The organism is Brachybacterium tyrofermentans (assembly GCF_039526165.1).
Classification (GTDB): domain Bacteria; phylum Actinomycetota; class Actinomycetes; order Actinomycetales; family Dermabacteraceae; genus Brachybacterium; species Brachybacterium tyrofermentans.
Genome location: NZ_BAAAIR010000033.1, coordinates 76,624 through 89,779 on the forward strand (window position 1 = coordinate 76,624; position 13,156 = coordinate 89,779).

General features: G+C 71.2%; 13 protein-coding genes. 7 read left to right on the forward strand and 6 right to left on the reverse strand.

The window, feature by feature from the left end:
- Positions 1–132: 132 nt before the first annotated feature.
- Positions 133–633 carry a hypothetical protein gene (locus ABD093_RS07155; protein WP_193117932.1) on the forward strand — a complete coding sequence of 167 codons (501 nt, stop codon included), beginning with the start codon at positions 133–135 and terminating at the stop codon, positions 631–633.
- 68 nt (positions 634–701) lie between these two features.
- Here ABD093_RS07155 and ABD093_RS07160 read toward each other — a convergent pair whose 3' ends face one another.
- Complete coding sequence (locus tag ABD093_RS07160) at positions 702–1,265, reverse strand: thymidine kinase (protein WP_193117931.1); 564 nt, start codon at positions 1,263–1,265, stop codon at positions 702–704.
- Between the two features lie 53 nt (positions 1,266–1,318).
- Here ABD093_RS07160 and ABD093_RS07165 point away from each other — a divergent pair, with 53 nt between their 5' ends.
- From ABD093_RS07165 to ABD093_RS07175, 3 genes are all read left to right on the forward strand, one after another.
- Positions 1,319–1,969 (forward strand): mismatch-specific DNA-glycosylase, encoded by a 651-nt coding sequence (locus tag ABD093_RS07165; protein WP_193117930.1) that lies wholly within the window; start codon positions 1,319–1,321, stop codon positions 1,967–1,969.
- 162 nt (positions 1,970–2,131) lie between these two features.
- Entirely contained in the window at positions 2,132–2,275 is a 144-nt protein-coding gene (locus ABD093_RS07170; protein WP_193117929.1) for a hypothetical protein, read from the forward strand.
- Positions 2,272–3,537 (forward strand): YeiH family protein, encoded by a 1,266-nt coding sequence (locus ABD093_RS07175; protein WP_343923400.1) that lies wholly within the window; start codon positions 2,272–2,274, stop codon positions 3,535–3,537. The genes ABD093_RS07170 and ABD093_RS07175 overlap by 4 nt, the downstream gene beginning before the upstream one ends.
- A 40-nt stretch (positions 3,538–3,577) precedes the next feature.
- On the opposite strand, the gene ABD093_RS07180 is transcribed toward ABD093_RS07175, so the two are convergent.
- Genes ABD093_RS07180 through ABD093_RS07200 form a run of 5 tightly spaced genes read right to left on the reverse strand, consistent with a single transcriptional unit; the run spans position 3,578 to position 10,157 of the window.
- Positions 3,578–4,822: an acyl-CoA dehydrogenase family protein gene (locus ABD093_RS07180; protein ID WP_343923401.1), complete on the reverse strand. Its 1,245-nt coding sequence runs from the start codon at positions 4,820–4,822 to the stop codon at positions 3,578–3,580.
- Entirely contained in the window at positions 4,819–6,495 is a 1,677-nt protein-coding gene (locus ABD093_RS07185; RefSeq protein WP_343923402.1) for a dipeptide ABC transporter ATP-binding protein, read from the reverse strand. The genes ABD093_RS07180 and ABD093_RS07185 overlap by 4 nt, the downstream gene beginning before the upstream one ends.
- Entirely contained in the window at positions 6,492–7,382 is an 891-nt protein-coding gene (locus tag ABD093_RS07190; RefSeq protein ID WP_096197000.1) for an ABC transporter permease, read from the reverse strand. Before ABD093_RS07190 ends, ABD093_RS07185 begins: the two co-directional genes overlap by 4 nt.
- Positions 7,379–8,500: an ABC transporter permease gene (locus ABD093_RS07195; RefSeq protein ID WP_343923403.1), complete on the reverse strand. Its 1,122-nt coding sequence runs from the start codon at positions 8,498–8,500 to the stop codon at positions 7,379–7,381. Before ABD093_RS07195 ends, ABD093_RS07190 begins: the two co-directional genes overlap by 4 nt.
- 1 nt (position 8,501) lies before the next feature.
- Positions 8,502–10,157, reverse strand: coding sequence for an ABC transporter substrate-binding protein (locus tag ABD093_RS07200; RefSeq protein ID WP_241964079.1), 1,656 nt, complete (start codon positions 10,155–10,157; stop codon positions 8,502–8,504).
- Between the two features lie 191 nt (positions 10,158–10,348).
- On the opposite strand from ABD093_RS07200, the gene ABD093_RS07205 reads away from it, so the two are divergent.
- From ABD093_RS07205 to ABD093_RS07215, 3 genes are all read left to right on the forward strand, one after another.
- A complete protein-coding gene (locus ABD093_RS07205) occupies positions 10,349–11,722 on the forward strand; it encodes an NtaA/DmoA family FMN-dependent monooxygenase (protein WP_096164491.1) in 1,374 nt (457 codons plus the stop codon).
- A gap of 160 nt (positions 11,723–11,882) precedes the next feature.
- Positions 11,883–12,863, forward strand: a complete 981-nt coding sequence (locus ABD093_RS07210) for a helix-turn-helix domain-containing protein (RefSeq protein ID WP_096164478.1) — start codon at positions 11,883–11,885, stop codon at positions 12,861–12,863.
- A gap of 161 nt (positions 12,864–13,024) precedes the next feature.
- A complete protein-coding gene (locus ABD093_RS07215) occupies positions 13,025–13,153 on the forward strand; it encodes a hypothetical protein (RefSeq protein WP_343923404.1) in 129 nt (42 codons plus the stop codon).
- Positions 13,154–13,156 lie beyond the last annotated feature (3 nt).

Here is a 13,156-nt window from a genome sequence, read left to right on the forward strand (position 1 = left end):
GGGCCCTCTCCTCATCACGGGAGGCACAGGGCTGCGGCGCTATGGGCACCTCTCCCCATCGGGGGAGGCACGGGGCGGCGTCCCGATGCGGAATACTGGAGGGACGACGACGCAAGCACTCGGGGGAACAACATGGCGTACGCCCAGGCATCACCGAACATGCCGCAGAAGGCTCCGACCGATCGGCCGAAGCGGCCTACCTGGCATTGGCTCGTGGTGGGCGGAGTGGCCCTGCTCGGTCTGCTGCTGGTCGCGGCGCTCGCGATATTCATCGGGTGGCGGATCCTGGACCGCGGCAATCCCGAGGACACCCTCGATGACTTCTACTCCTCGCTGCAGTCCGCCGACTGCGAGCTGTTCATGGAGTCGACCACCGACGAGTTCCAGCAGGCGACCGGTCTGACCTCCTGCGCCGTGTTCGATGAGAACATCGCCGGGGTCTCGGGCGTGGACTACGAGGTCACCGATCGCACCAACCGTCAGGGCTACGCGATCTTCGAGGTCACCGAGACGTTCACCGCGGACGGTCAGTCGGAATCCGTGGACGCGCGCTTCTACGTGCGCCGCATCGACGGCCAGTGGGACCTCGACCTCGTCGAGACCGTCGAGCCGGGCAGCGAACCGATCACCTGATCGGAGTGCCGCCGCGCGCGTCGCGGCTCATCGCACACCGCACACCGCACACCGCACACCGCACAGGGTCAGCGATGTGCTCGGCAGCGGGCCTGGTACAGCTCCGTGCCGCCGATCTGCTCGGCCGTCGCCTGCAGCGCGTCGGCGTCGGAGTCGAGCAGACGGATGTGGAAGGCGGCGTCGGCGCCGCACACGGTGCATACCGCGGTCAGCTTCACGACCTCCTCCGCCTGCGCCATCAGGGAGGGGATCGGCTCGAAGGGGCCGCCGTCATAGGTGACGCACAGACCGGCGACCTCCACCAGGATCCCGGCCACGAGGATCTCCTCGACGGCCTCGACGATGCTCGGGCCGAAGAACTGGGCCTCATCGATCGCCACCAGATCCGGGCGCTCCCCCGTGACCGCATCGCGCAGCTCCTGGGCGTTCTGGAGCATCCTCGCAGGCACCGTGCGGCCGATATGGGTGCTGAGCCTGTCCTGCCCGCCGCGGTCATCGAGCCGGTGGCCGAACACCTCGACCCGGAGCCCGGCGAGCTCGGCGCGATGCACACGACGCAGCAGCTCCTCGGTCTTGCCGGCGAACATCGGCCCGGCGATGACGTGGAGACGACCTGCCTCTGAAGGACGCATGCGATCACAGTACGCGCAGGCCGCGCGTGGACGGCCCCGGTTACAGTGCCCGCATGAGCATCCGCCGCGTCTCTCCCCTCGACGGGCGCAGGCCCACCCGTGACGATCTGGCCGCCTTCGCCGGCTCGGACGGATCCGTGCTCGAGGACGTGATGCCGGACCCCGAGCACGGGGAGCGCCTGCGACTGCTGATCGTGGGGATCAACCCTGGCCTGTGGACCGCCGCGGTCAACGCGCCCTTCGCCCGGCCCGGCAACAGGTTCTGGCCTTCCCTGCACCGCGCGGGGCTCACCTCCCGCCTCGTCGATGCCTCGCGCGGGCTGGCGGAGCAGGACGAGCGCGAGCTGCGCGCACGAGGCATCGGCATGACCAACCTCGTGGCGCGCGCGACGGCTCGCGCGGACGAGCTCAGCCGGGAGGAGCTGCGCGTCGGCGGCCGCGAGCTGGCCGCCCGCGCGGAGTCCCTGCGGCCACATGCGGTCGCAGTCGCCGGCATCACCGCGTTCCGCACCGCGTTCGGCCTGCCCCACGCCCGGATGGGTCGGCAGGACCCGGAGCTGGTCCCGGGCTGGCCCACGGAGGTCACCCTGTGGGTGATGCACCAGCCCAGCGGCCTCAACGCCCATGCGACGGTCGACTCCCTCGCCGAGACCTGGCGCGACGTCGCGCGCGATGCCGGCCTGGCCCAGGAGAACATCAGCTGACCGGTGCATGGCTCCCGCCTGCGGGCTCGATGCACAGACGGCGAACTGTGAACGGACACGGGGACAGGGCGATGGTCCTCACCTAGGGTGCCTAGCAGAACTTTGCACCTCTCGGCATGATCGCCAGGGTGCAGATCCCGTCCCCAACCGGAGGAGACAGCGGTGGCCAGCACCGATGAGCGACCTGAGTATCCCGATGACCACAAGCGGTTCTCTCTGAGCGAGGACTGGATCGCGACGATCCTGGGCCTGCTGATCTTCGCCGTCTGCCTGCTCGGCCTGATCTCCCCGGAGCTGATCCCGTGAGCACCGTCGATCCCCAGGTGAGGGACGAACCCGTCGACGCCGCGGGGACCCCGCTCGTCGATCGCCGCGTCCCCGAGCAGTCCTCCGCGGGCGAGGGAGACCCCGAGGCACCGCGCCGCGCCTCCGCGCTGTGGACCGTGCTCGGTCTGCTCGTCGTGCTCGCCCTGGCGGCCGTGGTGAAAGTGCTGACCGACCTCGTCCCGGCGGTGACCGAGGGCACCGGGGTGGGCCGCATCGCGAAGTCCGTGGAGTTCCCGGTCTACGCGATCGCGCTCGGCTTCCTCGGCAACGCGGTGCTCTCGCTGACGGGCGTGCGCGCCAGGATGACCGCCGCCTTCCGCACCGAGCTCTTCATCAAGATCGGGCTGGTCCTGCTCGGGGCCACCATCAACTTCGCGGTGGTGGTCCGGGCCGCCGGCCCCGCGGTGCTGCAGGCGGTCGCCCTGATCACGATCGTCTTCCTGTTCACCTGGTGGTTCGCCGGGCTGCTCGGGATCGATGACAAGCTGCGGGCCCTACTCGCAACCGCCCTGTCGGTCTGCGGGGTCTCGGCGGGCGTCCCGGGCGCCGGCGCCGTGCAGGCCAAGAAGGAGCAGCTCGCTTTCACCGCCACCCTCGTGATCGTGTTCGCGGTGCCCTCGATCTTCCTGCTGCCGTGGCTCGCGGGAGTGATGGGCCTGTCCCCGGCGGTCACCGGAGCCTGGATCGGAGGGAACATCGACACCACGGCGGCGGTCACCGCGGCCGGTGCGATGGCCGGTGAGCAGCCCCTGCAGATCGCCTCGATCGTGAAGGTCACGCAGAATGCGCTCCTGGGTGTGGTCGCCGTGCTGCTGACCCTGTTCTTCGCGTTCCGCGCCGCCCCGGCCGACGCCGGCTCCATCCCTGCTGGCTCGGTCGCCGCCGGCTCGGCCCCCGCGGGCTCCTCCCCGGCCGCTCCGGTCGCCGGCCGCCGTTCCCTCGGCATGCTGTGGGGTCGCTTCCCGAAGTTCGTGCTCGGATTCCTGCTCGCCTCGGTCATCGCCACGGTGCTCGCCCAGTCGCTCCCGGCCGACGTGCTCGAGCCGCGGCTCGACGCCGCCAAGGAGCTGCAGACCTGGGCCCTGACCCTCGCCTTCGTGTCCATCGGGCTGGAGTTCAACATCTCCAGCGCCAAGGAGGCGGGCTGGAAGCCCGTGGTCGTCTTCGCCGCAGCGACGGTGGTGAACCTGCTCGTCGGCCTCGGTCTCGCACTGCTGCTGTTCCGGAACTTCACGTTCTGAGCCGCCGGCGACCACCAGCGCCGATCATCGGCATCGAGAGCTACTGCTGGCCGCTCTCCTGGCCGCCGGAGCGCTTCTCCCCGGTCGACCAGAAGTACAGCAGATCGGTGCCGTTCAGCAGCCGGTCCCCGATGGCGCGCTCCTGGTAGATCACCGGGTTGTGCGAGGCCAGGGTGCGGGCGTTGCGCCAGTGACGGTCCAACGCACGCCCCCGTGAGGTCGCCGATGCCCCGCCGACCTCGAACAGCTCCGTGGTCACCGAGAGCACGTCCGCGACCGCGGTGATCTGGGCCTGGACGGTGCGCAGCTCGGCGGCATCGGTGAGGTGCTCGTGGGCCGGTGCACCGACGGACTCCTGCGCGAGGGCGAGCGCCCGCGCGGCGGCGAGCACCGCGTCCTGGGCCGAGGCCGCCTGCGCCGACAGCCGCCCGACGACCTGCTGCACGAGCGGGTCGGTCGCCGCCGTCGTCCCGCTGCCCTGCGAGTAGACCCGGGTGCGTGAGCGCACGAACTCGATCCCCTCGCGGAGCGCGGCGCGGCCGGCGCCCACCAGGGAGGCCAGGAGCACCAGCTGCAGGAAGGAGGTCTGCGTGGTCGTGGCGCCGTCCCCGCGGCTCTCGAGCACCCGCACCCGGTCGGTCGGCACGTGGACCTCGGTGAACAGGGTGGATCCGCTGCCGGTGAGGGTCTGGCCGAAGCCGTCCCAGTCGTCGCGCACGTCGACGCCGGCGTCGGCGATCCCCACGGTGACGCGGGCCCGCCGGCCCTCCGGGGTGCGGGCCGAGACGTTGATCCAGTCGGCGAAGATCGAGCCGGTGGAATAGTGCTTCTCCCCCGAGAGACGGAATCCGTCGGCCGCAGGGGTCACGGTGGTCGCGAGGTCGCCGACGGTCGCGGTGCTGCGCTCATGGCTGGCGTTGCCGAAGACCGCGCCCTGCACGATCTCGGAGAACCAGGCGTCGGGGTCCCCCTCCTCGCCGCCGATCAGGAAGTCGTTGACGAAGGCGAAATGTGCTCGCAGCAGCTGCGGGAGGTTGGAGTCCGCCTCACCGAGATCGATGAGCAGCCGGAAGAAGGTCTCGATATCCGCGCCGGAGCCGCCGTGTGCCGTGGGCACGGTGACGGCGGTGAAACCCACCTCGGCGAGCGCTCGCACCTCGGCGTGCGGCAGCCGTCGATCACGATCCCTCTCAGCCGCCCCCTCGGCGATCTGGGAGAGAACGGGGGCGAAGCGCTCCCGCAGCTCGGTGTAGGTGGGTGCGGGTCGAGTGGTGGTGGCGGTCATGCGGACTCCTCGAGTCGGGGGCGGGGCAGCGCGTCGACGAGCTGCCGGGTGTAGTCGTGCTGAGGGGTGAAGAAGACCTCGTCGGCGGACCCGGATTCCACGATGCGGCCGCCCTGCATGACGAGCACGCGGTCGCTGATGTGGTGGATGACGCCGAGGTCGTGGGAGATGAACAGGTAGGCGGTGCCCAGTGCCTGCTGGAGGTCGCCGAGCAGATCCAGGACCTGCGCCTGGATCGACACGTCGAGGGCCGAGACGGGTTCGTCGAGGACGAGGATCTCGGGATCGGTGGCGAGCGCGCGAGCGATGGACACCCGTTGTCGCTGGCCGCCCGAGAGGGACAGAGGGTGGCGTGCGGCGTGCTCGGGGGTGAGCCCGACGGAGTCCAGCAGCTCCCCGACCCGTCGTGCGCGGTCGCTGCGGGCGACGTCCGCGGGCAGGGCGTCGGCGATGATCCGGCCGACGGTCCACCGCGGGTCGAAGGAGCCGAGCGAGTCCTGATGGACGACGGAGATCCCCCGCCGGCGCGCCCGGCGTCTGCGCTCCGGGAGCTCGGACCAGGGCCGGCCGTCCAGCAGGACCGTGCCGGTCGTCGGCCGGGTCAGCGCCAGGGACATCCAGGCGGTGGTCGACTTCCCGGACCCCGATTCGCCGACGATGCCCAGGGTCTCCCCCGCATGGAGGTCGAAGGAGACGTCGTCGACCACGGTGCGATCGCGGCCGTCGGGCCCCCGAAAGCGCTTGGAGACCCCCTGGACGGACAGCACCGGGCCGGCGTCGTGGGGACGCACGGAAGACGGGGTGCGGGCTGACGTGGTGCGGGCTGGCAGGATCTGCTGCGGCGGCGCAGCAGACAGCCGCTCGCCCCGCGAGTGCGCCGAGGGCACGGCGGCGATCAGCCGCTGCGTGTAGGGATGCTGGGGGCGGGTGAGCACCTCGTGGGTGGGGCCCTGCTCGACGACCCGCCCCTCCCTCATGACCAGGACATGATCGGCCAGTCGCTCCACGACCGCGAGATCGTGGCTGATCAGGATGATCGCCCTGCCCGCGGAGAGGTTGTCCTCGAGCAGCGCGAGGATCTCGGCCTGCACGGTGACGTCGAGCGCCGTGGTGGGCTCGTCGGCGATGAGGATCTCCGGGTCCAGGGCGAGCGCGGCGGCGATCAGGGCGCGCTGGCGGAGCCCGCCGGAGAGCTCGCCGGGCAGCTGCCGCGCGCGCAGCTCCGGCTCGGGGACGCCCGCCGCGGCGAGGAGCTTGCGGACCCTCTCCGGCCGCTCGGCGCGCGGCACGCCGTGCAGCCGCAGCGGCTCCGCGATCTCGGCGCCCACCGTGCGGATGGGGTCCAGCGAGACCAGGGCGTCCTGGAGGACGTAGCCGATCCGGCTCCCGCGCAGGCGGCGGAACTGCTCCTCTGTGGCGGTCAGCAGATCAGTCGCGGTCAGTGGATCGTCGCCGACCTCGAGCCTGGTCCCGGTGACCGTGGCGTTCGAGCTGTTCAGACCCAGCAGGCTGCGGGCGGTGACCGACTTCCCGGAGCCCGATTCGCCCACGATCCCCAGGCAGCTGCCGGCACGCAGGGTGAAGGAGACGTCGTGGACGACGGGCGTGCCGTCGAAGGCGATCGCCAGGTTCTCGGCGGTGATCAGCGGGGTCGGGGAGGTCGGCGGGGTCATCGGGCGGCTCCGGAATCGGTGGCGCGCTGGAGGTGACGGCCGATCACGGTCAGCGACAGGGTGAACAGGACGATCGTGATGCCCGGGAAGAAGTCCATCCACCAGGCCATCTGGATGTAGTTGCGGCCGGCGTTGAGCATCGCTCCCCATTCGGCGGTGGGCGGCTGGACACCCATGCCGAGGAAGCCGAGCGCTGCGGCCCAGACGATCGCCTGGCCGATGCCCAGCGTGATCAGCACGGTCAGCGGTCGGAAGGTGTTGGGGAGGATCGTGCGCAGCAGGATCCTCAGCGGCGAGTGCCCGAGGGAGCGGGCGGCCTCGACATACAGGGACCCCTTCACCGACAGCACCTGGCCGCGCACCATCCGCGCATAGCCGGGCATCGACGCCACGCCGACCGCGACCATCTGGGTCATCGCACTGTTGCCGTAGACGGCGATGAGGATCAGGGCGAGCAGTATCCCGGGGAAGGCGTAGAGGACCTCGATCACCCGCGTCACGGCGACGTCCGCGAACCGACCGCCCAGGCCGCCGGCCAGTCCCAGGGCGAGCGCGCCGAGCAGTCCGATCGCGGTGGCCCCCAGGCCGATGACCAACGACTGCCCGGCACCGTGGACCACCCGGCTGTACACGTCGCGACCGGACTGATCGGTGCCGAAGGGGTGCTGGAGGCTCGGGGCGTCGAAGCTCTCCGCGAGGTGGATCTCGAGCGGGTCCTGGTGCGCGAGCAGACCGGGGGCGACCGCCGCGAGCGCGACGACTGCGACCGCACCGAGGGCCAGGCAGAAGCCGGGGCTGTGCAGCGGGGTGCGGCGAGCGGGCCGGAATGCCGCCTGCGGGGCCTGGGCGGGGGCGGTGTCCTCGGGAGCGGGGGCGAGGATCGTCATGAGGCACGTCCGATCGAGGCGCGCAGTCTGGGGTCGACCGCGACATAGGCGAGATCCGTGAGGAGGTTGGCGACCACGTAGACCAGGGCGACCACGAAGGTCACGCCGACCACGAGTGGCAGGTCCTGGGAGGTGACCGCGGAGACCAGCACCTGGCCGATGCCCTGACGCGAGAAGATCACCTCGACCACGACGGCGCCGGAGATCAGCGAGCCGAGCCCCCAGCCGGACAGCGCGATGCCGGGCAGGGCCGCGTGGCGCAGGACGTGGCGCCAGCGCACGTCGTGCAGCGTCGCGCCGCGGGAGCGGGCCGAGAGCACGAACGGCTGGCGCAGCGCGGCGTCGAACTCGTCCCGGGTGACCTGGGCGAGAAACCCGCCCAGCGGAATGCCGAGGGTCGCCGCGGGCAGGATCAGACCCAGCGGGCCGCCGTCCACGACCGGCAGCCACTGCAGCACGACGGCGAAGACCACGAGCAGGACGACTCCGAGCCAGAAGTGGGGCAGGGCCGCGAAGACGACCTCGATCGAGGAGCCGATCCGGCCCGCGAGGCCCGAGCGGCCGGCGCTGACCAGGGTCAGCGTCAGGGCGATGACCCAGGCGAGCACGAGCGCGGAGGCGGTCAGCTGGAGCGTCGGCACGATCTGCTCGCCGATGACCGTGACCACGGATTCCTTCATCGTGTACGACTCCCCGAGATCCAGCTGCACGAGCCCACCGAGGAAGGCGGCGTACTGCACGAGGAGCGGCTGGTCGAAGCCGTACTGCTCCCGGACTGCCTGGACGGTCTCCGGGGGCGGGTTCGACGAGGCGCCGCCGAGGATGGCGAGCGCCGGGTCGCCGGGGACCATGTGCTGGAGGAAGAACACGATGGTCGCGACCGCCCACAGCAGGAGGACCGCCGATCCCAGCTGTGAGGCCGCGCGCCGTGCCAGAGCGCGCCATCGGGAACCGGGACGCTGCGTGCCCGCGCCGGATCCCGGCGCGGGGTCGGATCCGGGCGCTGGGTCGGATCCTGCGGTGGGGTCGAGCGGGGGTACGACACCGGGTGCCGTCGCGGGCGCGGCACCGCCCACGGCCGACGCCGGCGCTGTCTCATCACGGGTGTGCACGGTCATCTCAGAGCCCTTCTCGCAGGAGGTAGGCGTCGTGGAGGACGGGCTCGCCCTCGCTCGGCTCGATCCAGATGCCCTCGACCAGGTCGGAGCGGGTGGCCAGGCGGGTCTGGATCGGATACAGCGGGATGTGCCAGGCCTGCGCGGTGAGGCGCTCCTGGGCCGCGGTGTAGAGGGCGTCCTGCTCCGCGGGGTCCGTGGTGGCGGCGGCCTCGAGCAGGGTCTCGTCGAGCTCCTCGTCGGCGACCCGCGACACGTTCTGCCCGTTGTCGATGTCCAGGGTCTCCTGGGAGTACTTGATGTACATGACGTTGGGGGTGGGGCTGTTCCAGTAGCGGCCCTGGATGTCGTACTTGGTCGGGTCCTGCTTCACCGCCGTCATGGTCGCGGCGTCCGCCGGGATGAGCTCGACCTCCACGCCGACGCGCTTCTCCATCGCCTGGAAGTTCTGATAGATGGTGAGGTCGGCCGGAGGGGTCTCGCCCGGATCGGAGTTGTACGGCAGGCGGAGGGTGAGGGTCTTCCCGTCCTTCGTGCGGTATCCCTCCTCGTCGCGGCCGGTCCATCCCGCGTCGTCCAGCAGCGCGTTCGCGGTGTCCTCGTCGTAGGGGTAGGGCTCCTGAAGGGTCTCGTCGTAGGTGGGGGTCCCCGAGGAGATCGAGTTGCCCTCGTACGGGAACACGCCGGCGTAGGCGCTCTCGACGATCCCGCGCGCGTCGGAGGCGTGGACGACCGCCTTGCGCACCCGGACGTCGGACAGCGCCGGCCCTTCGGTGTTGAGGTCGAGGGAGAAGGGCACGCCGGCGTGGACGAAGTCGTCGGTGGCGATCGTCGGATCAGCGGTGGCCGTGGGCACGGACTCGGGCGGGACGTTGAAGATCGCGTGCGCCCGGCCCGACTGCAGGGCGCCGAAGCGCGCGGTGTTGTCCTTGAGGAACCGCCAGGTCACCTTCTCCAGGTAAGCGGGCCCCTGGTGCTTCGCATCGGCCGGCGCCGAGGTGTAGTTCTCGTTGCGGTGCATGACGACCTCGCGGCCGCGCTTCCACTCGCTGACGACGAACGGTCCGGTGCCGACCGGGGACTGGCAGTTCTCCTCGAGCCCCCGCGCCATGGCCTTCGGGGACTCGATCCCGAAGAAGGCCTGGGAGAGGACGGTCAGCAGCGGCGAGTAGGGGCGCTTGAGATGGATCCGCACGACATGCTCCGAGACGGCCTCGGCGGAGTCGAAGTACGGCGAGAGGTACAGCAGGTCGGTCGAGGACTGCGTGGCAGGATCCATGATCTGCTCGAAGTTCGCGACCACCGCCTCGGCGTCGAACGGCTCGCCGTCCGTGAACTCGACACCCTGCTTGAGGGTGAAGTCATAGGTCCGCCCGTCCTCGGAGATCTCCCACGAATCGGCGAGCCAGGGGACCACGCTGCCGTCGGCCTGCATGGACACGAGCGAATCGAGGTACTGGCGTGCGATGTAGGTCTGCGGCATGTCCCCGTTGTTGTGCGGGTCCAGGCAGGTCGGCTCACGATCGGTCGCGTAGACCAGCTCGCCGCCCTCCTTCGTGCCTGCAGGCAGCGAGTCGGTGGCCCCCGCCGCACCGCACGCGGCGAGCAGCGTGCCCGCGCAGGCAGCGGCGAGCGCTGCGGCCAGTGGTCGTCGTCGCACAGTCGTCTCCTCGGTCGGATCGGTCTCCTTGGACCATAAGCGCGCCCTTGGGGCAGCCAAAGAAGTGTGAACCCCCGCGAACTCGACCGCGCTGTCCGGAGCGCCGTCGGCGTCGTCGCGTCACGCTGGTTCACGGGAGATGCGCACCTCGGCCCCGAGCGCGGATCGTGCGGGATGACATCGACCACCCCATGATCGGAGTTCCCGTGGCCCCCAAGCCGCTGATCCTCAACCTGTTCGAGATGAACTGCGTCGGCCACATCACCCATGGCCTCTGGCGGCTGCCCGGGAACAACCGGCACCGCTACACGGACGTCACCTACTGGACCGAGCTCGCGCGCCTCGCCGAGGACGGAGGCTTCACCGCGATCTTCATCGCCGACGTGGTCGGTGCCTACGACGTGTACGGCGGCTCCGCCGAGACCGCGCTGCGCGAGGGGATGCAGATCCCCAACAACGATCCGATGATGGTCGTGCCGGCCATGGCCGCGGTCACCGAGCGCCTCGGCTTCGGGATCACCTTCTCCACCAGCTACGAGCCGCCCTTCTCCTTCGCGCGGCGGATGTCCACACTCGACCATCTCACCGGCGGCCGTGTGGGCTGGAACATCGTCACCTCGTACCTGCCCAACGCCGCCCGGAACTTCGGGCTCGCCGAGGAGATCGACCACGATCACCGCTACGAGATCGCCGACGAGTACCTCGAGGTCCTCTACAAGCTGTGGGAAGGCTCCTGGGACGACGGGGCCGTGCTGCGCGACGCCGAGCACAACGTCTACACCGACCCCTCCAAGGTGCACCGCATCAACCACCAGGGCACGAACTTCTCGGTGGCGGGCCCTCACCTCTCCGAGCCGTCGCCGCAGCGCACCCCCACGCTGATCCTCGCCACGGCCTCCCCCGCCGGTGCCGTCCGGGCGGGGCAGAACGCCGAGGTGGTGTTCACCCACGGGCCGCTGCTGGAGCGGACGGTCCCCGCCGTGCGCGCGGCCGCGGAGGAGGCGGGCCGGGACCCCGCGGACCCGAAGTTCGTCGTGCAGGCCGCAGTGATCACGGGACGCACCCAGCAGGAGGTCGACGAGAAGCTCGCGCAGTACCAGGAGCACCGCTCCGCCGAGGGGATGCTCGTGCACCAGTCGGTGCCGATCCGCGCCCTGGACCATCCCCGCGACCGAACCATCGCCGAGGCGCTCGAGATCGAGGGGCTGCCCGCCGACACCCCCGTCGGCCGCAAGGGCGGAGCCTCCACCATCGGTGAGCTGCTCGACGCCGTGGACGAGGCCTGGCAGGACCGCTTCTTCGTCGCCGGGACCCCGGAGGTCGTGGCCGACGCGATCGAGCACTGGCTGGACGTGGACGGCATCGACGGCATCAACCTGCGCCAGTACCACTCCTACGACACCGTGAAGGACTTCGCCGAGCTGGTCTCACCGATCCTCCGCGAACGCGGCCGCCTGCCGGAGCGGAACGGCACGCTGCGCAGCCAGCTGACCGGCACCGACACGCTGCCCGCGACGCATCCCGCGGCTCGTTTCCGGGGCGCTTTCGCCGACGTCGGCGTCTGAGGCCCGCACTGGACGGACGGACCTCTCACCGCCCGGGTCGAGCCGGGGTCCGAACCCCGGTTCGAGACCCGGCTCGAGCCCGGGGCCGCAGTGCGCCTCGAGCCGCCGCTCGAGGCGCCGTGGGACCGCTGCGCCCGGTGACCCCCGGTACGGTGTCCCCATGGTGAGGACCGGGCCGCGCGCTCGTGCAGGAGACCCCGACGCGGGCGCCGTGCCCGGCGAGCCGGGCACGAGCCCGACACGCTCCCGGGACGACGGGGCGGCCGCTTCCTCGGGCGCCGCTGCACGATGGTCCTCCGCGGTCGCCGCCTCGCGCGCCGCGGAGAGCCGCCGGCTCCCGAGCTATGCGGCGGGGAGCGTCGACGTCCCGTACACGATCCTCGGCGGGCAGGAGATCATCGCCCGCGACACCTTCTGGGCCGAGCACTCCCACCCCACGCATGAGCTGCTGTGGAACGAGCGCGGGGTCTCGACGGCGACCATCGGCCGCCGGGTCTGGACGATCACGCCCGGGGTCGGGCTCTGGATCCCGGCCGGGATGCCGCACAGCGGCTTCACCCCCGCGGGCGTATGGCACCGGGCTGCGCAGTTCTCGACGGCACGCGTCGATCCTCCGTCGACCGCTCCGGTAGCGGTGGACATCACGCCCCTGCTGCGCCTGCTGCTGGATCGCCTGATCTCCGAGCACCTCAGGCCCCGCTCCCGGGAGGTCACCGACGCGATGATCCTCGACGTGCTCGCCCCGTCGGAGCACGAGCTGCTGCTCCCGGTGCCGGACCATCCGCTGCTGGCCCCGATCATCGACGCACTGAGCACGGACCCGGCCGATGCGACCACGCTCGAGCAGTGGGCCGGGCGACTGGGAGTGAGCTCGCGCACAGTCACCCGCACCTTCGAGGCCGCCACCGGCATGAGCTTCCGAGCCTGGGTGTCGACCGCCCGGGCCCAGCGCGCCGTCGCGCTGCTCGCCGCAGGGGAGACGATCGAGGAGGTCGCGCTCCGGGTCGGGTTCCGCTCGACGAGCGCCTTCACGGCGGCATTCCGGCGGGTCACAGGGCTGACGCCGGGCCAGCACCGCCGTGAGTCCCCGCCGCTCGGCGCGAGCACGCCGGAGCCGGCCGCACCCTCGCACGCCCCCTGAACCGCATCGACCGCGCCCGGGCACTCCTGGGCGCAACAGCTCACACGGCGTCCGAGCCGGCCCGCTCTTGTCCGATCTGCGCCAGGATCTGTCGGTTCTGCGCGATTGCGGACACGAACCCTTCCCGCTTAGTTTGGTGAGGCAATCCTTAGCGCATCGAGGTGCCCGCGGAGTGGCAGTCCGTCGGCAGCACTCGAGCCGGGCTCTCCGCGGAGCCCGACCCCGCCGCGGATCGCTCCGAGCACACCGCGGGCTACGGCCCGCCCTGCACCCTGCGCAGGACCTCCTGAAAG